Source organism: Croceibacterium selenioxidans (assembly GCF_018599195.1).
In the GTDB taxonomy this organism is placed as follows: domain Bacteria; phylum Pseudomonadota; class Alphaproteobacteria; order Sphingomonadales; family Sphingomonadaceae; genus Croceibacterium_A; species Croceibacterium_A selenioxidans.
The window spans coordinates 1,401,138-1,421,166 of the sequence record NZ_JAHFVK010000002.1; the positions used below are offsets into that span (position 1 = coordinate 1,401,138).

At 62.9% G+C, this 20,029-nt stretch carries 12 protein-coding genes; 2 read left to right on the forward strand and 10 right to left on the reverse strand.

Annotated elements, in window-relative coordinates:
• Window positions 1–69: 69 nt before the first annotated feature.
• The 5 genes from KK137_RS16700 to KK137_RS15620 all read right to left on the reverse strand — a co-directional run bounded on the left by KK137_RS16700 (window position 70) and on the right by KK137_RS15620 (window position 5,939).
• Complete coding sequence (locus KK137_RS16700) at window positions 70–981, reverse strand: hypothetical protein (protein ID WP_250893875.1); 912 nt, start codon at window positions 979–981, stop codon at window positions 70–72.
• A gap of 10 nt (window positions 982–991) precedes the next feature.
• Window positions 992–3,430 carry a fimbria/pilus outer membrane usher protein gene (locus KK137_RS15605; RefSeq protein WP_250893876.1) on the reverse strand — a complete coding sequence of 813 codons (2,439 nt, stop codon included), beginning with the start codon at window positions 3,428–3,430 and terminating at the stop codon, window positions 992–994.
• Between the two features lie 173 nt (window positions 3,431–3,603).
• Entirely contained in the window at window positions 3,604–4,407 is an 804-nt protein-coding gene (locus KK137_RS15610; protein ID WP_214537436.1) for a fimbrial biogenesis chaperone, read from the reverse strand.
• Window positions 4,408–4,506: 99 nt separating this feature from the next.
• Entirely contained in the window at window positions 4,507–5,265 is a 759-nt protein-coding gene (locus tag KK137_RS15615; RefSeq protein ID WP_214537437.1) for a hypothetical protein, read from the reverse strand.
• Between the two features lie 149 nt (window positions 5,266–5,414).
• Window positions 5,415–5,939: a hypothetical protein gene (locus tag KK137_RS15620; protein ID WP_214537438.1), complete on the reverse strand. Its 525-nt coding sequence runs from the start codon at window positions 5,937–5,939 to the stop codon at window positions 5,415–5,417.
• A 474-nt stretch (window positions 5,940–6,413) separates the two neighbouring features.
• On the opposite strand from KK137_RS15620, the gene KK137_RS15625 reads away from it, so the two are divergent.
• Window positions 6,414–7,124, forward strand: a complete 711-nt coding sequence (locus KK137_RS15625; protein ID WP_214537439.1) for a helix-turn-helix domain-containing protein — start codon at window positions 6,414–6,416, stop codon at window positions 7,122–7,124.
• A 75-nt stretch (window positions 7,125–7,199) separates the two neighbouring features.
• On the opposite strand, the gene KK137_RS15630 is transcribed toward KK137_RS15625, so the two are convergent.
• The gene (locus tag KK137_RS15630; protein WP_420829330.1) at window positions 7,200–7,985 is read right to left on the reverse strand and encodes a FadR/GntR family transcriptional regulator; all 786 of its coding nucleotides are present in this window, start codon (window positions 7,983–7,985) and stop codon (window positions 7,200–7,202) included.
• 184 nt (window positions 7,986–8,169) lie between these two features.
• On the opposite strand from KK137_RS15630, the gene KK137_RS15635 reads away from it, so the two are divergent.
• Entirely contained in the window at window positions 8,170–10,566 is a 2,397-nt protein-coding gene (locus KK137_RS15635) for a glycoside hydrolase family 95 protein (RefSeq protein ID WP_214537441.1), read from the forward strand.
• Here the strand turns inward: KK137_RS15635 and KK137_RS15640 are convergent, their stop codons facing one another.
• The 4 genes from KK137_RS15640 to KK137_RS15655 are packed head-to-tail and all read right to left on the reverse strand — an operon-like array spanning window position 10,567 to window position 19,950.
• Entirely contained in the window at window positions 10,567–13,284 is a 2,718-nt protein-coding gene (locus KK137_RS15640; protein ID WP_214537442.1) for a glycoside hydrolase family 3 protein, read from the reverse strand.
• A gap of 50 nt (window positions 13,285–13,334) precedes the next feature.
• The gene (locus KK137_RS15645) at window positions 13,335–15,491 is read right to left on the reverse strand and encodes a right-handed parallel beta-helix repeat-containing protein (protein ID WP_250893877.1); all 2,157 of its coding nucleotides are present in this window, start codon (window positions 15,489–15,491) and stop codon (window positions 13,335–13,337) included.
• On the reverse strand, window positions 15,472–17,013 hold the full coding sequence (locus KK137_RS15650) for a tryptophan halogenase family protein (RefSeq protein WP_214537443.1): 1,542 nt from the start codon (window positions 17,011–17,013) through the stop codon (window positions 15,472–15,474). The genes KK137_RS15645 and KK137_RS15650 overlap by 20 nt, the downstream gene beginning before the upstream one ends.
• A gap of 54 nt (window positions 17,014–17,067) precedes the next feature.
• Complete coding sequence (locus KK137_RS15655; protein WP_214537444.1) at window positions 17,068–19,950, reverse strand: TonB-dependent receptor; 2,883 nt, start codon at window positions 19,948–19,950, stop codon at window positions 17,068–17,070.
• Window positions 19,951–20,029 lie beyond the last annotated feature (79 nt).

Here is a 20,029-nt window from a genome sequence, read left to right on the forward strand (position 1 = left end):
TTGGCGATAGCTAAGTTGCGGTTAACAGGCAATCGGGAGTTCTCTGGATGACTTCCATTTGTCTGGAATTTATCTCGCCGTAACGGAAATAGAGAGTACATCGCTGTAAGTGCCGGCCCGGCGGTTGGAGACGTCGCCGATCACGAACTGGATCGGCAGAGCCTCCCGGCGGAAGCCCGATTCCGGCGAGCCAGCAATCGTACTGGGGCCCAGGAGATTCACGGAATTGCCTCCGATGGCGACCGAGTACGGCACGTACCACTCGCTCGATCCGAGACGCAGACGGCCTGAGTTGGCGGAACTGACACTGACGTCGTAACGGCCCGTGCTGTTGACCCGAAGCTGGAGCGGAACGGGAGCGACACCGGTCCTCAGTTCGCCCAGGTCGACCACCGCGTGCCCGTCCTGCATCGCATAGGCACCGGCGAGCCCGAGGCGGGCGGAAGGAAGGACGTTGATGCCGAGGACAAGCCGGGCGCCGGCCAGCGCCCTGAAGTTATCGTCTTGCGCCTCGAGCGTCACGTCCTGCGTGAAAGTCCCTGCGTCGCGCACGTCGTCAGGGTCCGCGACCAGCTTGAACAAGACCGTACGCGTCTGATTCGCGCCGAGAACCATGTCGCGCTGCGAGGAATTGCGCAGCGAACGCCCGGCGCGCGGCGTCACGTCCGCGGTGTCGGTGAGATTGAGAAGCGCGTACTGGATCGGTTTGCCCGTTCCCTTCGACAGGCCGAAAGGCGGCTGGTTCAGCTCAAAGTGCGGCGTGAAGCGGCAATCTTCCGAACCCTCATTCATGAAGGTGACGCCAAACGTGCCTTCCGGCACGGAGCCGCCGAACGGATCATAGCCCTGGATCATCCAGGCCGAGGGCACGGCGTTCATGCGAACGATGCAGCCGGTTTCCGCCGGGGAGCCGGGGTTGTCCTTTGCAAGCACCGGCGTAGCGAGTGCGGCCGCGGCCAGGAATAAAACGGGACGGAGCATTGCTTGTCTCCTAGTTGGCCAAACCCGGCTGTACGGTGCCGAGATTGACGAGGCCGTCGGTATCGCTCGGTACGGAGAATTCGAAGCTCCGGTCGATAGTACCATTGGGGCCATAGGTTTCCACAAGATAACGTCGGCCGGGCAGCAGGTTCGCAATGGCGAAGCGTCCAACCGAATTGGTGAAGAACGGCGTCGGCTCGGGCGTGTCGCCTTCCTTCACGTCGAGCAGGGTGACCCGCCCGCCGATTAGCGCGACCGGCCGATCCGGCGCGGTGACGAGCGTACCCATCGCGCTGACGAACGCATCGGTCCCGACCTTGTAGACGTAGCCGCTCTTGTACGGCGGGTTGACTCGCAGCACGCCCGGCCCGGTGTCGTATCCGGTCGGCGGGTCCTCCACGTCGTATTGGACCGACTGGACGACGTAAGATGCGAGGAAATTGTTCACTGCTGCTCCGAGTGCGCCACTGCGGCCGATAAAGTTGTTCTCGGCCAGGGATTGGCCGGCCACGACACTGCGTTTGCCAAGGTTTTCGTGCGGATGAAGCAGCATGAAGCTGTCGTTGATCCGGCGGCCGATACCGAATTCGCCGTCGGCAAAGGCCAGGGTCGTGCCGACGCGAACGGAGGTGGCGTTGACGTCCGAGAAGTTCGAGAAGCTCGGACCGTAAGTCGCATGGCTGATCGCCGCGTCGAAGCGATTGGCGGAATAGGAGGCATAGCCTTGCGCCCGGACGCTGTCGTCCTGATGGGCGACCACGCCACCGAAGCCAAGGCTGTTGATCTCGTTGAGGCCGCTCTGATTGTACGAAAGCTCGCCCAGGTTGTCGCGGCTTTCGTACCGTGCCTCAGCCCGGCGCCGGTAGTCGGGCTGGAAAATCAGCCCAACGTTGACGCTGAAGCCGTCGCTCCCCGAGAAGGCTGACGGGAACTTGGCGTAGTCGGCTCCCGCGCGGAACGTCCAGCGGTCGTTGAGGCGATAGTATCCGCTCGCCCCGATCCGATAGCTGTCGCCCACTGCATCGCGACCCTTGAGGTACGAGGCGGTCGCGGTTGCGAGAAAGCGGAAGCTGAATTGCCGCGTGTACTGAGAGGAAAACGAGAACGAGGTCGTGTTGATCGCTTCCGGATTTCCCAGCGTTGCAAAGCCGGAAGAGACGTAATCCGCGCGTAACGAAAAGTTGTCCGCCAGGCCTCCCCGATCCATGAACTGTTCGTAGCTCACGCCACCGGCGAAGCCCTGGTCGGCAGTTTCCGAGTTGCTTCCGGCCACATCGAGAAGAATGCGGCCGCCGTTGCCAAGCACGAATTGGCCCTGCCCGTTGAGCGTCTGCACGTCCTCGCTCAACTGCAGCCCGACGCCAAGTGCCGGCTTGTTCAAGAATGCCTTGCGGAAAAAGCCCGTGAAGGCGACCGGCCCCTTGTAGTCGGGTGCCGTGCTGAAGTTCCTGTTCGTCGGGCCCAGGAAGGCGCCGTATTCGTAGTCACCCGGATCGAGGTCGATCGGATCAAGATACTGCTGGAAGGACAGGCTTTGGAGGCTGCCGGTATTGTCCTCGATCTGGATATCGATGTCATTGCTGCCTGCGATGAGGGGCAACGAGCTGAAATCGTAGCGGCCAGGCTGCAAGCGCATTTCGCGATAGAGCGCGCCGTTACGAATGAAGCGAACGGTCGATTCCCGCTGCAGCACCAATTGACGGTTGGCCTGCAAAATCGCCGAACGGAACGTGTTGAACCGGCGCTGCTGGCGGAGCACGCCGACGCCGCCCATCTGGACGTATGATTGCTGACCGCGGATCTCTGGATCGAGATCGCCCACCATCCAACGTCGGTAATCTTCCGGCTCGTCGTAGACCACGCGGGCATAGTTACGCTCGAACTCGTACTTCTCGCCCGCGTCCTCGAACTGTTGGCTGAACTGTGCATCGCCCTCGAAGACCACGTTCCCGAAGCGCATCGCGCCGTCGAAATTGATCGTGGGCGGATTGGTGTCGCCGTCCTCCCAAATATAGGACTGGATCGCGTTGAGGTTGAGGTAGGCGGAGAAGTCTGCCGGCTGAACCGTGACGTCGTTCCGGTCTTCCTGGGGCGGTGCGAACAGGTTCTGGATCGCGCGCTGCTCGGGCGAGACTTCGACCACTACGACCGCCAGCGAGCTGGGATCGTAGGTGAGCTCCACGCCGGCGCCCTCCAGATCCGCGGGACCGAAAGTCCGCAGGTTTTGCAGTCGGGCAGACAGGGTCTGATGGGCCGGGTCATTGAGGATCGGCCGCATCAAACGAACGAAGGTCTCAGAGTCCAGCAGGAAGCGGTCATCGGCCGTGAGTCGCATCGGGATTTCGCCCAAGCTGCGACTCTGGAACGTGAGCGGCACCGTCATGTCGATGTCGCGGTCGTAGGGATTGATGTCCGGGCGGCCGTGAGGTCCGATCGGCACTTGAGGCATCAGTGGCGTTGAAGCGGGAGCGGGCACCGGCTCATGTCCGGGCAGCGGGATCGTCGCCGGAGCGCCTTGCGTTACGGCGCTCGATCGCTGGGGCAGCGGGATCGGGGCCTGCGCAAAGGCGGTCCCGGCCCATAGGGCCGGTAGCGCGACCGAACAAAGGACGTAACCGAGTCTCACTGGATGAACGACAGTGAGATCGGGCCTTGGCCGAAGCCGGGAACCGGGACGCGGAAGGTGCGCTCACCGAGCGCGGGCACATAGCCGGTGCCCACGGCCTGGTTAAGTTCTTCAGGCGAGATGTCGACGCGGAGCTGCTGGCCGTTGGTATCCAGGCCTTCGAGGCGCCAGCCGAAGTTCGACATCATCGCGTGACGGCGGCCTTCGTTTTTCAGGGTAATCTCGACGCCATCCTGCATCGGCGGGAGGGCATCGGTGCCCGGCGCGGCGGGCGGCTGGTAATTGAGCTGGTGAACAGAGGTCGCGCTTACGTTTGGCTTGGCCCCGGGAGGAGCGACCACGACCAGAGCGCGCATGTTGTAAAGCAATTGCACTTGCGCCGCGACGCCCTCGGTCGAGTTCGGTTCGAACGACACCGGCAATTGCTGGACCGACACATAGTAGGCTTCGGACGCCGCAAGGTCGGGCTCTCCGACCCATTGCAGGCGAATGACCTGACGGCCACCTGCCGGCAGGACGCCTTGCGGCGGGAAGATCAGGAACTTGTCGTCAGCGGGGGTTTCGACGATGTTTCCGTTCTCGTCGATGTTCATGAGGAAGACCCGGGTCTCGAACGCCAGGTTGCCCTGGTTAATGTTCTGGACCTCGACACGCGCGATGGCATCGGTGCCGCGCGTTTCCATTTCGACTACCATCGGCGAAACGCGCATCGCTGCCGCGGGTGAACTCAGCGCGGCAAAAGCGGCAAGAGCCGCCGCGAGCGCGCAAGCGCGGCTCTTCAACATCTTCAACACTGTCATGGTATCCTGCCCACTACCCAATGACGGCAAATTAGGGTGCGTTCGTGAAGAAAGGGGAAAGATTGCTCTTCCCCCTTTCTCCGAACTTAAGGTTGAACCTTAGATCGCGCGCAGCGTGATCGTGGTCTTGCCTTCGTAGTTACCGGCGACCAGGCCCTTGTTGGTCACGGTCGGGACGACGATGTCGATCGACATGGCCGAGCGCCACGCGCCCTGCTGCTTCTGAGCAGCGTTCGAAGCGGTGTCGACGGTCAGCGACTGGGTCGTGCCGGTGGTCTGGGCGTTCAGGGCAACACCGTTCCAGCTGGCTTCGACGCTGTACGGGATGTTCGCCTGGAACTGGTTGGTGTCATAACCACCCGGGTTGTTGTTCACGAGGCCGCGGATGTCGTTCTTGTTGATCTCGACGACGTTGTTGGTGTTGCAACCAGCGGTCAGCGTGTCGATGAGCGCGCCGGCCGGAGCAACCATTTCGAACGCCGACTGGACGTTCACGTTGTTGCCGGTCTGAACGCCGATGACGCCCAGGTCGATGGTCCGCGCGCTGGCGGTGTTGCCGGCGTAGAACGAGCAGTCCTTGTTGACCTTGCCCTTGAGGGTGAATTCAACGTCGACGCGGGTCGTCGCCGGGGTGGTGTCGCCCGAGAGCGAACCGCCAAGCGCGGTGTAGCGCGTGCCGATGCCGGCCAGGATCGCGCCTTCGTTGGCTGCCGCGCCGAGCAGTCCAAGGCCGGTCGGGTTGGTCAGCGGCGAGACAATGCCGCCAGCATAGTGCAGTTCAGCAGTCTGGGCGGCAGCCGGAGCGGCGATACCGACGAGGGCGATGGCGGCAACAGCGCCGCTAAGGATCGTCTTCATAGCTTACTTTCCTCTGTTGTTGCCGCACCCACTTTCGAGGGTAACGGCGGGATATCTGCACCGTAGTAGTGGGGACCGGGAGGGCATCGGTGCCTGCTCCCCCGGGGTTACGTCCGCGGATGGGTCCGCGACCGAATTCATGATTCCAGTCAGATGGGGGAGACGGTGATCGTAATCGTCTCCGCGTATTCTCCGGCGAGCAGGCCCGCTTCGCCCGAAGGCGTGCCGAGCTGAACCGCCAGGACCATTCCGTCCGTGGCGATGCCGCCGTTGCTGGAAATGATGCCGCCAGCCTGAAGCTGCTGGCTGCCGAAAGTCTTGCTGACGACCTGGGTCGCGGGATACCGAACGGGCATCTGTACCGCGAGCGAGTAGGGCAGCTTGCCGCCGAACGGGCCCTGGCCATTCGGCATCGTCGTATGAGTGAGAGCGCCCTGCGCCCCTTTGATCGTCATCGTGAAGGGAACGTTGCAGTCGAACGCGACCTGGGTCTGGAATCCAAGGCCGCGGCGCTCGATGTTACCGAAGTCCATGTCGGCCACACTGCCCATCGCGCAATGCTCACGGATCGAGCCGTTTACCGCGACATCGAGTGAACGCACGTTCTGGATTTCGTCCGCACTTGCCGGCGTCGCAAACGCCGTTGCGACAAGCGCCATAAGCAGGAACCGCACTGACCCCTCCACCCCATACGCCAGGGCTGCGCAAACGCTGCCCCAACGACCTCTCAACTATGGGAGAGCCCTTACGACTCAACCCCCTCAATGAAAAAAAGTTAGTACATCATTAAGTTGCGACGGGTAGTCCCAAAATCGAGTTGTACGGTTTTGAGGCAGTCTTCTGCGACGGAGGCAATGCTGGTAATCCAAGGAGTTCCGCGGCTGCTAATGGTTAATAGCTGTCGTGCAGCGGGTCCCTCGCAGACCTATCCGTCCTGAATCGAGACGCTGAAGTTAAGAATCTTAATGAGAAGGGACTCGTTTCACTAACTTTAATGAACGGCTCAAGGGCATCGAGGACTCTCGACTTCTTCATCGGTACATTGTAGATTCGCAAAGAAATCACGGACCTGCCCGCGCTCTCACAAAAAAGGACGGAGACCGGGTTCGTTTAACTATTCATCAACCAAGCGCTGCGAGGGCTCGGTTATGCCCAATCGCACTCCCGTTGAGCCGCAGGCCGCGTCTCCAGTTCGAGGCGCGCATCGTGTTCGATTGCAGCTGGAAGTCTCGGGCTCCTTCGAGCAGGGCGGTCAGACGACTGCACTGATCCACAATCTGTCCGCAACCGGCATCCTGATCGAAACCACCGAGGAGCTGTCGCTCGACCAGCGGATTGCGGTCGACCTGCCGGAAGCGGGTCAGGTTGGGGCGACAGTCGTCTGGACCAGTGGGAGGATTTCGGGTTGCCGCCTGGATCAGCCGCTTCGAAAAGCGGTCCTGAGCGCGGCCCTGTTGCGCAGTCCCTCTTCGCTGGAAGCGCACCCGCTCGACGAAGCCGATGACGCGACTTCGCGCCAGATGCTGGCCGATCGCCTGCTGGATTTGCGCCGTCGCCGGGGTTTGAGCCGGACCGCCTTGGCCGAGAGAGCCGGCCTCAGCGCGCCGAGCTTATGGGCTTGGGAGACCGGACGGGTGTCGCCCCGTCGCAAGAACCTGCTCGCTTTGGCTCGAGCGCTTGACGTCTCGGAACGGGAACTTCTTCCCGAAGACGACGGAGCCCCGCTTTTCAGCGAGCGGGATCAGGTTGATCCCGACAACGCCAGGACGCTCGACGGCCTCATCCGCTCAGCAAAACAACGGATTGCGGCAGCGGCGGGCGTCGCCGTAGATAGCGTGAAAATCACGATTGAGTTGTAAGGGCGATACTCGGCGCGGTTGATCGGACATCATCTAGCCGCCGAACTTCTTAAGTTCGAGCGTCGCACCCAAGCCTCAAATCCGACGGTGATCGTCGTCCTCCATCGCGGCGGTCGTGTCCTCGTGCGCAAGGTCGACGAGCGTCTGCATCGCCTTCACGGCTTTCTCGCCGTCACCCTCGACGATCGCATCGAACACCCGCACGTGGTCGGGAACAGGATCGCGCGGCAGGGCTCGTGATCGCTGCTTGTAGATGGTCGTCCAGTTTACGGCCGAAGTTATGCTCGCGGCCAGGGACATCATGACCTCGTTGTGCGCGGCGCGGAGCAGCGCGTCGTGGAATTCGCGGTCGGCTGCCCGGCCTGCCTCGGTCGCCAAGGTGTGCCGCCGCATCCCGGTTAGCGCCCTCTTCATCTTTCGAATGTCGTCCTTGTCGCGCCTCTCGGCCGCCATACGCGCGACCGCAGGCTCCACTACGGCTCGCAGCTCAAACAGGTCGCGGACGAAGCCGGGATCGGGTTCCCCGGCGAAAGCCCAGGCCAGGACCATCGGATCGAGGAGATTCCAGTTGCTCCGAGGCAAGACCCGTGTGCCATCCTTGGGCTTGCTGGCGACAAGGCCCTTCGCGGTCAGCACCTGGACCGCCTCTCGGTAGGCTCCACGAGACACATTCAGGGCCTCGGAGTTCGCGACCTCGCCGGTCAGGCGCGCACCGGGCTGGATGCGACCCGAGACGATCGCTGTTCCGAGATAGTGAGCAATCGCACCGCGCAACCGCCTGCCGGAGCCCCGCCCGGCCGTCGTGGGTGTCGACAAGACCCCAGGGTCGCTCGCAGTGTCGGGCTTCACGGTTTCGGTCATCATACCCCTTTGATCGTTGCCTAGCTGACACGCTTTCGGAATAGAGCGTTTATTGCCAATTGATAAGTGCGCCGAGGTCGTTTCGTATCGAGCCGTCAGCAGTCGCGTCTGACGCAGGCCCCTTTCCCGCCCGGCGTAACGCGGGTATTACTCCGACATAATCGCAAGAAGGCGAACCAACCGAATGGCAGACCCTTTCGTGCCTGGGCCGACATCGGGTCTCGATCCCAGGTGTTCACGGCGCGGGTTTATCGTGGGGTCGGCGGCACTCGCGGTGGCGGACGCCGCGGGCGGGATATCCAACGCGGGCGCTGCAAAGACGGACAGCGCTTCCACGCGGCTGTGGTACCGGCAGCCCGCAGCGACCTGGGAACAAGCGCTGCCGGTCGGAAACGGCAGGATCGGCGCGATGGTATTCGGCGGCGTGGCCGAGGAACGTCTCCAGCTGAACGAAGACACGCTTTGGAGCGGTGGACCCTATGACCCGGTAAATCCGAAGGCGCACGCAGCGCTTTCCGAAGTGCGCCGGCTGATCGAACAGGGGGAATTCGCCCGAGCTCAAGCGCTGGCCGACGAGCAGGTCATGGCCAGGCCGTTATCCCAGATGGCCTATCAGGTGCTCGGAAACCTGACCTTGACGATGGCCGGTCAAGGGGAGCCGGACTGGAGCTCCTATTGCCGCGAGCTCGATATCGATGCGGCGATGGCTTCGACCCGGTTCGTACTCGGGGGCATCGGTTACCGTCGCGACGTCATTGTCTCACCCGATCATCAAGTGATCGCCCTGCATCTGTCTGCCAATCGGCCCGCGGCGCTATCCTGCGCCATCGCGATCAAGTCGCCGCACGAAGCCAAGCTTACGGTCGCCGGCGGCGAACTCTTGCTCGCAGGCCGCAACGGCGCCTCGCACGGTGTCGAAGGGGCCCTTACATTCGCGGCGCGGGTCAAGGTATTGCCTCGGGGGGGAACTCTGCGGGCCGATGGCGATCGGGTAGTGCTTAAGGGAGCGCACGAGGTCACTGTCTTGATCGCCATGGCCACCAGCTATCGCCGTTTCGACGATGTCTCGGGCGATCCTCTGCAAGCAACCCAGACCCGGATCGCAGCGGCCGAGCCCCTCGGCTTTGCGCAACTCGTGCGAGACACGAAGCTTGCCCACCGGCGCCTGTTCAGGAGGATGTCGCTGGATCTCGGGCCGGCCCAGACTCCAACGTCTCCCACCGACGAGCGGCTTGTCATGAACCAGGCCAGTCACGATCCGGCGTTGGCGGCACTCTATTTCAACTATGGGCGCTATCTGTTGATCGCTTCCTCGCGTCCCGGCAGCCAGCCCGCCAACCTGCAGGGAATCTGGAACGAGCATGCCGATCCACCTTGGGGCTCCAAATATACCATCAATATCAACACCGAAATGAACTACTGGCCAGCGCACATGGCCGCCTTGTCCGAGTGCGCCGAGCCGCTGGTCGAGTTGGTGCGGGACCTCGCGGTGACGGGCGCTCGCACGGCAAAGACGATGTACGGCGCGCGGGGCTGGGTGGCCCATCACAACACCGACCTGTGGCGGGCGACAGCGCCGATCGACGGCGCGCAATGGGGATTGTGGCCAACCGGAGGGGCCTGGCTTTGCACGCATCTGTGGGACTTTTACGATTACACGCGCGACCTCGAACTCTTGCGCTCCGTCTATCCGTTGATGCGGGGTGCGGCGCTGTTCTTCGTGGACACGCTGCAGACCGATCCGGTCACTGGGTATTTGGTGACGAGCCCGTCGATCTCGCCCGAGAACGTCCATCCGAAGGGGGCCTCGGTCTGCGCCGGCCCTGCAGTAGACCAGCAGATCCTGCGGGACCTCTTCGCGCAGACCGCCAGCGCGGCTCGGCTGCTCGACATCGACGCCGACTTTGCCGCGGAGCTCCTGGCAGAACGCGAACGGCTCGCCCCCGACAGGGTCGGAGCGCAAGGCCAGTTGCAAGAATGGCAGCAGGACTGGGACGCGCAGGCGCCCGAACTGGATCACCGTCACGTGTCGCATCTTTACGCGCTATTCCCCAGCGACCAGATCCATCCGGACACGACCCCGGAGCTTGCGCGCGCGGCGCGCAAGTCGCTGGAAATGCGCGGAGATGAAGCCACGGGCTGGGCCACCGCTTGGCGCATCGCGTTGTGGGCGCGGCTGCGGGAAGGCGATCGCGCACACCGCATCCTGCAATTCCTGCTGGGTCCGTCGCGGACCTATCCCAACATGTTCGATTCCCATCCTCCGTTTCAGATCGATGGCAATTTCGGCGGCTTGACCGCGATGGCGGAAATGCTGGTGCAAAGTCACGGCGAGGACATTCTTCTGCTTCCCGCGCTTCCCACCGCGTGGCCCAAGGGCCGGGTCCTCGGTCTGCGCGTGAGGGGAGCCTGCCAGGTCGACCTCGCCTGGCGCGAAGGGGAGCTCCGCCACGCTACCCTGACCTCAGGCATTGCGGGCGAACGTCGGGTGACACTGGGCGCGCAGAGCCGGGTCGTTTGGCTTGAACCCGGCCGCGCCCTCCGCCTTTCCGGCCCTGATCTCCATGTAGAATCTCGCTGATCAGCGCGGCAATTCGACCGCCTGCTCGACGTGGAACGCACCTGCTGAAACGGGTGCGCCGGTCTCGGGCTGGCCGGAGCCGACAAAGACCCGGTAATCCCCTGCCATGACGCGACGCACGCCCTCGGGATCCACAGCGCTGAGATCGCGTGGCGAGAGATCAAAGCTTACTCGCCTGGACTCTCCTGGCGCGAGGCGCACACGTTGAAAGTCGCGCAGCGCAATGTTCGGCACGCCCGGCAGAGAGGGGAATGTGAGGTACAGTTGCGCGACTTCGTCTCCCGGGCGGTCACCCGTGTTTCGCAGCTCCGCCTCGACACGCGCGCCGTTCATCGCCCCTCCGGCGGCCGGCGTGACGGTGACCGGGCCAAAGGCGAATGTCGTGTAGCTGAGCCCGTGACCGAAGGGATACACCGCCTCACCTTCGTAATAACGATAGGTGCGCCCTGTCATGCGATAGTCGTCAAAGGGCGGTAGCTGGTCGAGGCTCTGATTGAACGTGAGGGGCAACTTTCCCGAGGGATTGGCCTTGCCGGTTAGCACGTTAGCGATAGCCAGACCGCCCGCTTGGCCGGGATACCACGCCTCGATGATCGCGTCCGCCTTGTCCTTCGCCCACGCCAGGTTAATCGGGCTGCCATTCATCGCGACGAGGACCAGGGGCTTGCCCATCGCTTGGGCGGCTTCGAGCAAGGCCTGTTGGTCGGCCGGAATGTCCAGCGTGGTCTTGTCGCCTCTCGCGAACCCGGGAATAGCTACCGGGGATTCCTCCGCTTCAAGGTCGGAGGTCAGCCCCATCACCGCAACGATCACGTCGGCGTCAGCGGCCATCTGGTGCAGCGCTGCAACGGGATCCGCGCTGATCCGCTTCCAGGCTAGACCGACGCCGGCGTTGCCTGTTTCGGACACCCCCATGACTTCGATCGGATAGCGTTGCCCTTTCTCCAGGTGGACTGTCCGAAGCGTGGGCAAGCTGCCCCATGGGACGCCCTTGAGATCGACGAAAGGCTTGCCTTGGAACGACAGGCTACCGGTCTGAAACCCCGCCAGGCCGAGCCGATAGAGGCCCGTTTCGGGTGGGACGAGGTAGCCCGACCAGACCACGCGATGATGGTCTGAGACTTCACCTAGGTCGAGGCTTCGCCCGTCGACGCTGCGCTCCCGCCTCGTCACGATGGGTTCTTGCGCGTAGCGGACTTGCTGCCTGAACGCCTCTAGCTCCCCAGGACCGAACAGACGCGGCGGATATCCGAGCGCGTTGTAGTAGCGAGCCGTAAGTCCCGGCTGGCCGTCCTCGTCCTGCAACGCGGATTCGGGCACCGGGTCGCCGTCGGTGAAGCTTTCACCGAACGGGACTTGAGTCACCTGCGCCTTCGGCATGACCGAGCGCAGTCCTTCGACCACCGAGATGGGTGGGGCCGAGATGGTCCCGGAGTAGTTCCCCCGCAGCACGCGGGTCGCGTCGCCGAAGGGACCGATCACGGCAATCTTGAGCCCATCGGTGCGCAGCGGCAGCACGCCATCATTCTTGAGCAGGACAAGGCTTTCTTCCGCTGCCGTCAATGCGGTGATCGCGTGTTCGGGCCTCTCGAAGGAGGCCGGCGAGGGGGCGCCCACGCTCGGTTCGCGGACGCCGGGCAAGTCGCCGTTGCGCAGGCGAGCCGAGAACAGTCGCACCAAGGCACGGTCCACGTCTGCTTCGGTGATCAGGCCGCGCTCCAGTGCCTCGCGATAACGGTCTTCGAGCCCGGCCGTATCGGACAAAGTCGCGGTATGGCACTCTAGATCCACGCCCAGACGCAGCGCCGCGGCTACGGCGGCGGCCGCGTCCGGGGCGAATTTGTGCTGGGTGTGAATGTCGCGCACCGCGTCACAATCGGAGACGACGTATCCGTCGAACTTCCAGGCCCCGCGCAGGATGTCTTCGAGCAGGTCGTCGCTGGCGCAGGCTGGCTGTCCATCGACCCGATTGTAAGCACACATGACCGAGCCGGCCCGCCCCTCGACGATCGCGGCGCGGAATGCGGGAAGGTAGGTGTCCTCCAGATCATGGCGGGAAACGAAGACGTTGGCGTGATGCCGCGTGGACTCCGGTCCGCTATGCACCGCGAAGTGCTTGGGCGTCGCCACCACATCCGGGAGTGCGGGGTTGTCGCCCTGCATCCCTTCAACGAAAGCGACACCCAGGCGCGCCGTGAGGAACGGATCCTCGCCGTAGGTCTCTTGTCCCCGTCCCCAGCGCGGGTCGCGGAAAATGTTCAGGTTGGGCGACCAGGTATCCAGACCCGTGCCGATGCGGCCCATCCGGCCGGTCTGCCGGGCCAACGCATGCAGGCCCCGCACTTCGGTGCTGATGGCCCGGGCCACATCCTTGACCAGCGGGGCGTCGAAAGTTGCGGCAAGCCCGATCGGTTCGGGGAAGTTCGTGGTTGGAAGCGCCCCCATCGCGCCGTGCAGGGATTCGGTCCACCAGTTATAGGCCGGGATGTCGAGCCGGGGGATCGCGGGAGCCGTATTCAGCAACTGCGGCAGTTTCTCTTCGAGCGTCAGCTGCGACACTATCTGCGCGGCACGTTCGTCGGCCTGATCACGGACAGTTGTGACCTCGCTCACCGACTGCGCATGAAGTGGCTCGCCTGGTCCAGCGCCGACCGCCCAAATGAGGACCGATGCCAACGCCAGCGCGGTCGAGCCTGAACGCAAACGGATCTTTAGCATTCGATCATCCTCTTTCCTTTTGCCGACACGCGGCCTGACGCGCCGCATCCTCAAGGGGTCGGCTTGGGGGCCCTGCGCGGCCCCGCGTTTTCGATGATGGCCCGTGCCCGCTCCGGCCAGTTTCCGTCCGGCACCTCGGAGTTATCGATCAACCGGTTATTGCCGTAGTCGCTCCAGTTACCGTTGGCCTTGCCGGAGTTGTACCAGTTACCTCGGGCTGCGTTATCCATCGCGGTACGCCGCGGCCAGGCGCCGTCCAGGGCGTTGAGGTTGACCCACAGGCCGACGCCGTCGAACACGTTCTCGCGTACCGTTACGTATCGAGAGCCCTCGTCCAGATACACGCCGATGCCGCCGGGCACGTCGAACACGTGGTTTTCGGCGATCAGCGCGCCAGGATCCGCCGATAGGTGGTAGATGGCGCCGCCATCGGGAAACCATCGTTTGACCCCGTGGACTCGGTTCGCCACGATCACCGCGTCGCGCAAGATCGTGGGTGTGTCGTAAACGAGATTGCCGGGCTGGTCGTAGTACCCGCGCTGCCAGCTCATGTAGTCCGTGTTCCCGCCTGGATCGTTGATGCCCCAGCCCCAACCCACATCGATCCCGTCGTAAGGCGTGTCGAAAACCTCGTTGTGAATGATGATGGGAGCGCTGGCATAGGTCACCAGGATCGCAGCCTGCTCGCGATAGTCCTGAGAAACTGAGCGCACCGTGTTGTCGCGGATTACGATATCGCGGACGGCCATCTCCGGTGTGGGCGGATGATGTGCGTCGGGAGTGATCCCTCCCACCATGATCGCGCCCCCGGATAGGTCTTGAAAGACATTCTCGGTGATTTCGGCCGACTGCACGCCCAGGCCGACCCCGGCGGCATTGGCATCGGCGTTGTTACCGATTCCGAGTGCAACTTGACCGATATTCGAGAAGCTGTTCGCCTTGAAAGTGATGCGCCGGGCGGCCGCCACCTGGACTGCCGCCGGTTGTTGGCGCCACTTGTTGCGCATCCGCTCGAACGCACGGCAACCCCAGCTGCAATCGCGGATCGGGTCCTCGGGATATCCCTCAATGGTGCCGGCCAGATAGGCTCCGCTCTGCTGGCTGACGTATCCCTCCGGGCCGGAAGGCCCGCGCCATCCACTGTGACGAAATGACAGACCCACGAAACGCAGGTCGCTGACGGGGTCGTCATGACTACCTGCGATCGACAAGAGGTATTCGAGGCGCGGCGCTACCGTCGCCACGCGCAACATGTCTTCTCCGTCACGCGGGATGTAGTAGATCAATTCCTTCACCGGGTCGGCGAACCAGTCACCAGGATGCCGCAGGAAGGCTGCGGAATTCGCGATGAAGAGCCGCGCACGGTCGCCCGAGACGGGGCGAGCGAAGGTGTCATAACCGATGATGTTATTGCGCCAACCGGGCTCCCGCAGAATGATCCGGTCGCCCTCGATCCGTTCCACTACGGCGCGACGGTCGGTGAAAAATCCGGTGTTTTCGATCTCCAGGCGATCCTTACCTGGCAAGTCGGCCAGGAAGGCCCAGTCTGGATCGACGATCCGGATACCCCAATCGTGAAAGGAGAACGATGAACGGGGGGCCTCTACCGCAGCGCGATGCGCGGCCTTGTCGCCGACCCACAGTTGGCGCGGATCGAGCCCGCTGGGCAGCTCGGCGGACCAGATGTTCCGCGCTTGATCGAGCAGGCGCCAGCCGGTGATTAGCGTCCCACCTGAGATGACCGGTTGGGCGCCCTCGGCCGCTCGCCATTCGACGAAATGTCCGTCGCGGCCACCATCGAGCGAAGAAAAACGCAAGGGGCGTGGCAGGAAGTAAGTTCCGTCGGCGAGCTCGATCCTCACGGAAGACGTCCCGGCCATCTCCCGTACGGCCTGCTGGGCCTGCTCTATCGAAAAGGGCTGGTCCGCACTGCCATCCGCCTTTGTCGAGCCCTTGGGCGATACGTGTAACACCACGGGTACCGGCTCCGGCCGCGGATGGATTTCAACGCTGGCGAAGGCGGCTTCGGAGTCAGGCCTATCCCCTCGCTCCAGGTCGGGGATGTCCACAGCCGGCGGCAGCGAAGCGGCGGCAGTGGCCGGAACCGCCATCAGCGTGGCACCGATGATCAGCCCAAGCCGGGCGTTCTGCCAGCGCTTGCGCGATAAGAATGCTTCGACTGCGAACTCAGATCGGCTGGAGGCCATGTTCGCGGATCTTGTTGATAAGGTCGCGATGGCGGGGAAGTCCGCTGCAGAGCCGTTCTGTCTGCGCGGAGTTCTCTCGCAACGCCCGTTCCGCCAGTTGCGTCTCCGCGCTCAACGACTCGGGCTCGACCTTGGTCCGAAAACCCATGCCATAGAGCACGTACTGGTAACTCGCGGGCGGAAAGACCTCCTCGACCCGGTCGAATTCGTCATGGAACCAGGGCGCTTGGTACGTCCACAGCAGCAGAAGCTCCTGCAACCGCTCTGGGATGGATTCCTGGCGCCGGTTGTCACGCCAGAAGGCGCTGTCGGTGCGTTTGCTGAGCACATAATGCAGCTTCAGGAAGTCGATGATCCGTCCCCACCGGTAGTGGGTCGTGGCATTGAACCGCTTGCCTACGACGTCCATCACTTCTCGGCAGGCCGGCATCTGCTCGGCGATGAGCTTTGCTGACAGTTCGATAAGAACGATCGCCGATGACTCGAGCGGCTCGAGAAAACCGGCGGCCAGGCCGACGGCCACGCAGTTCCGTTTCCAAAAGGTCTCACGGTACCCGGAACGGATCGGAATCTTGCGCACCGGAAGGTCAGCGCCCGCCGCGCCGAGGTAAGCGCGCAATTCACGCTCCGCCATCTCATCGGAAATGTGATGACTGGAGAACACGTGGCCGACGCCCCGCCGCGTGGGGAGGCCCACATCCCAGATCCAGCCGGACGATTGGGCCGTCGACACCGTGTGCGGGACGATGGGACTGTTCTCGCTTTCGTAAGGTACCTGGATCGCAAGGGCGGTGTCGCAGAACAACACGTCGCTGCAATCCTTGAACGGCACCCCGAGCGCCTCTCCCAGGAGGAGAGACCTGAACCCGGAGCAATCCACGAACAGATCGCCTTCGATGGGGCCTGCCTGCTCTGTCACGACACTGTGTATGTCACCATCCTCGGCCAGGTCGACCGACCGAACGTCGGCCAGAATGTGGCGGACGCCCAGCTTCTGGGTACAATGGCGCTGGAGGAACCCGGCAAACTTGCCCGCATCAAGATGGTAAGCGTAGTTCGCCAGGGCTTCGAATTCGGGTGTCGTTATCGTCTTGGGCGCCAGCCCCTCATCGCAGATCCGGCCCTGAGGACACACGGCATCGCAGAAGCTGTCCGTGCCGCCCCGCGCAAGCCAATGAGGCACCATGTTCAAGCGAGAGAACGCCTGCGGCAAGACCAGGGGATGATAGTATCCGTCGTCCGGCTCGCCCGTGGTCCAGCGGGCGAAGTAGGCTCCTTGCTTGAAGGCGCTGTCGCACTCGCGGAAGAAGTCGGTCTCCGAAACGCCGATCTTGGCAAGGGTCGTGCGCAAGGTCGGCCACGTCCCTTCTCCCACCCCGATTATGGGAGTGTTGGGCGACTCGACCAACGTGACCGAGAAGCCCCCTTCCCGTCGCGAGAGGTGTTTTGCGGCGATGACTCCGGCAGTCAGCCAGCCGGCCGTGCCGCCGCCTACGATTACGATGTTCTTGATCGGCTTCATCGGACAGCCATAAAGCCCGGGGTTGCCGTGGAGACAACCCCGGCAGGGGAGGATCTAGAAACGATACCGGACGCCGCCCGTGAAGCGCCGCCCGTAAGCGAAGACGTCGAGCAGCATGTTGTCGAAACGGCCGTGCGTGCTCTGCACTTCGTTGGTGATATTGAGCGCTTCGGCGAAGAGGCTGACGCTTTCGGTTACGTCATAGCTCGCGCTGAGATCGATCTGCGTGCTCGCGTTGACGAACGTGGGCTCGGCGCCGAACGCACCCGTGTTCTGGACCTGCCCGAAGCCGAGCAGATATTCATCCCGCCAGTTGAGCGCGGCCCTGAATTCAAACCCGTTCTTGTCGTAGAAGCCCACCAAGTTGGCCGAATTCGCAAGCCCGGTAACGGCAAACCCGCTCTGGCTGATGTCGTTCGGGTCGTAGGGTTTGTTGGTGTTGACGAAGGTCGCGTTGGCAATGAAGCCGAACCCGCTGTCGCCGAACGTGTGCTGCAGCGCGATTTCGACACCGCGTACCGTAGCATCTGGTCCATTTACGCGTTGCGATACGCTGAACTGAGCCGGTTGGCCGGTCGAAGGATCGATCACGTCATTGATCGTCTGCCGCTGCGTCCCCTGAACAATGAAGTTGGACACATTCTTGAGGAACAGGTTGACGGCAAAGTATGAGTTAGGTGCGTAGTACCATTCCCCCGCGAGATCGAAGTTATCCGCCAGGTACGGCCGCAGCGAGGGGTTTCCGCCGTTCGCCGTCAAGGCGCCCACGCGCTGACCGCTGCCTATGTTGAGCACTGGCGTAAGCAGGTTGAGCGTCGGGCGGGTAAGCGTGCGTGATACGTCGAACCGCAGGACGACATCCTGCATTACTTCGAGTTTCACATCCAACGCCGGCAGAAGATAGCTGTAGTCGGTCTTGGTGGTGACCTCCTGCGAATCCCCGAAATTGACGGTGAGGAGCGTGGGGTCGGTCGTGCTTGGCGTGATCGAAATGGGCAATCTGCCGATGCCCGTCGACTTTACCTTCGTGCTTTCCTGCCGGACGCCGGCGGTAAAGGTAAGGGGCATCCCCGCGACTTCGGTCGTGAACCTGCCCGACAAGAACAGCGCCCAAGTCCGCTCGTTGATGTCGCGAACGCTTCCCACGTCCTGGGCGACGTCGAACGTGCCGGTAAACGCGGTTCCGCAACAACCGTAATTGTAGCCCGGTATCGTGGTCGTCTGCGGATTGCCGAGGCTGGTCAGGTAAGCTTGGTAGTCGATCGCGTTGAAGTCGATCAGAGTAGGCGGCAAGGCGCCATTGAACCCCGGGATGAAGTTGTCGGTTCGCACCAGCCCCTGGTAAAGGCTCGGCGGGATAGGAACCCCGCCCGTCGTGCCCGACGAGGGCCCGTATCCAGAATAGGCCTGCCAGAAGTTGTTGGCGAACGTATTCGCGCTGTCGAATTTGAAAGTGTCGTCGAGGTAGCTGCCCCCGAAACGAAGCGTCAGGTCGTCCTGCTCCCATTGCCCAACGAAGCGGCCTTGCAGGATCTCGTCGGTGTTCTTGTTGGCGATGTTGACCGTAACGTGCGAGCCGATCACGGCCGGATCGGTCCAGCGTGACGCGTCTCCGTTCGGTCCATAGCTGTGCAGGACCGGAATGGTGTTTTTGCTGCTTCCGTCGATCGAAATCCCTAGCGACGGGCCGATTGCGAAGCCGTAGCCGATGTCGGCGCCGAGCGAATTCACGCGATCGTCGGGGTTGAGCCAGCTCTTCGAATAGCTGCCGTCAACTTCGAATGAGAGGTTGTCCGTCGACTGCCAGGCGACGTTGAGACCCGTCATGTTGGTGCGGCGCAGGTTGCTGTCGGTGCCTGCAGTGAAGTCGGTCTGCGAGCCGGCTTGCGTGAAGTCGAGCGGAACGCCGTTGTCGTCGAGCACGACGTCACGGAGCGACCCCTGGTTGAACCAGATCCCGAATCCGAACGTCTCCGAGTTGACCCTCTGGTCGGAATAGTTGTTGTCGAGGGTGACGAGCAGGTCATCGGATGGCTGCCATTGCAGCGCCAGTCGGGCGTCGACGCGCTCGTCCTTGGTGAAGCTCTGTTGTGCGCCGTATTGCTGCTCGAAGAAGCCGACGACGGTCCGCTGCTGCGAGGCCGGCGCGGTCACGTCGTCGGTAGGGCTACAAGTGGCCGCGGTGCTGCCTTCCAACTGGCAAGGCGCATAATATCCGCCGGGAAAGCCGTGAACGAAGACATTGTTCGTCTCCGTGTCGTGCCGGGTGTAGATCACGCTGGCGAGCACGCCGAAGCTGTCATCGGCGAAAGTATCGCTGATCAACAGGCCCCCGGACGGGACGATCTTGCCCGCATCCTGCTGTATCGAGGCTGATGCGGTCGCAGCGACGTGGAAGCCGGGGCGATCAAGCGGGCGCGGATAGGAGATGTTGATCGTCGCCCCGATCGAGTTCGCCGCCACCGACACGTCGGGCGTCTTGTACACGGTGAGGGCGCCGATGAAGTCGGAACCGACGGTGCTGAAGTCGATAGAGCGCCCGCCCGTCGCCGTTGAAAGGCGCCGCCCGTCGACGAGGGTCTCGTTGAAATCGCCGCCGAAGCCGCGAATGGTCACTCCGTTCGCTTCGCCTCTCATGCCGTCGCGCTGAATTGACACGCCAGGCAAGCGTTGGAGCGATGCGGCGACGTTAGAATCGGGAAAGTTGCCGATCTCTTCCGAGGAGATCACGTCGATCACGCCCGGGGCATCGCGTTTTGCGTCAAGGTTGCGCTGAAGCGAAGCCCGAATACCCGTAACCACGATGGTGTTATCGGCGCTCGAGTCTGCGTCAGCCTCTGGGGCGGAATCCTGGGCTAGCGCAGGCGCCGAAATCGCCAGTGCGAGCGCGCTCGCAACACTAATTCCGACCGGGCCGCCCCACCGGGCCTTGCACATTGAAGCACGCCTGTTTGCCATCATTTTTCCCTCCCCGAGGCCGTCACCCCTAATCCTCTTCGGTCGGGACAATCGGCTT

Excerpts from the sequence above, each read along its gene's own strand:
- KK137_RS15605 (WP_250893876.1), bottom strand. The coding sequence starts at position 3,430 with ATGCCTCAAGTGCCGATCGGACCTCACGGCCGCCCGGACATCAATCCC.
- KK137_RS15635 (WP_214537441.1), top strand. The coding sequence starts at position 8,170 with ATGGCAGACCCTTTCGTGCCTGGGCCGACATCGGGTCTCGATCCCAGG.
- KK137_RS15640 (WP_214537442.1), bottom strand. The coding sequence starts at position 13,284 with ATGCTAAAGATCCGTTTGCGTTCAGGCTCGACCGCGCTGGCGTTGGCA.
- KK137_RS15610 (WP_214537436.1), bottom strand. The coding sequence starts at position 4,407 with ATGACAGTGTTGAAGATGTTGAAGAGCCGCGCTTGCGCGCTCGCGGCG.
- KK137_RS15625 (WP_214537439.1), top strand. The coding sequence starts at position 6,414 with ATGCCCAATCGCACTCCCGTTGAGCCGCAGGCCGCGTCTCCAGTTCGA.
- KK137_RS15615 (WP_214537437.1), bottom strand. The coding sequence starts at position 5,265 with ATGAAGACGATCCTTAGCGGCGCTGTTGCCGCCATCGCCCTCGTCGGT.
- KK137_RS15630 (WP_420829330.1), bottom strand. The coding sequence starts at position 7,985 with ATGACCGAAACCGTGAAGCCCGACACTGCGAGCGACCCTGGGGTCTTG.
- KK137_RS15650 (WP_214537443.1), bottom strand. The coding sequence starts at position 17,013 with ATGAAGCCGATCAAGAACATCGTAATCGTAGGCGGCGGCACGGCCGGC.
- KK137_RS15645 (WP_250893877.1), bottom strand. The coding sequence starts at position 15,491 with ATGGCCTCCAGCCGATCTGAGTTCGCAGTCGAAGCATTCTTATCGCGC.
- KK137_RS15655 (WP_214537444.1), bottom strand. The coding sequence starts at position 19,950 with ATGTGCAAGGCCCGGTGGGGCGGCCCGGTCGGAATTAGTGTTGCGAGC.
- KK137_RS16700 (WP_250893875.1), bottom strand. The coding sequence starts at position 981 with ATGCTCCGTCCCGTTTTATTCCTGGCCGCGGCCGCACTCGCTACGCCG.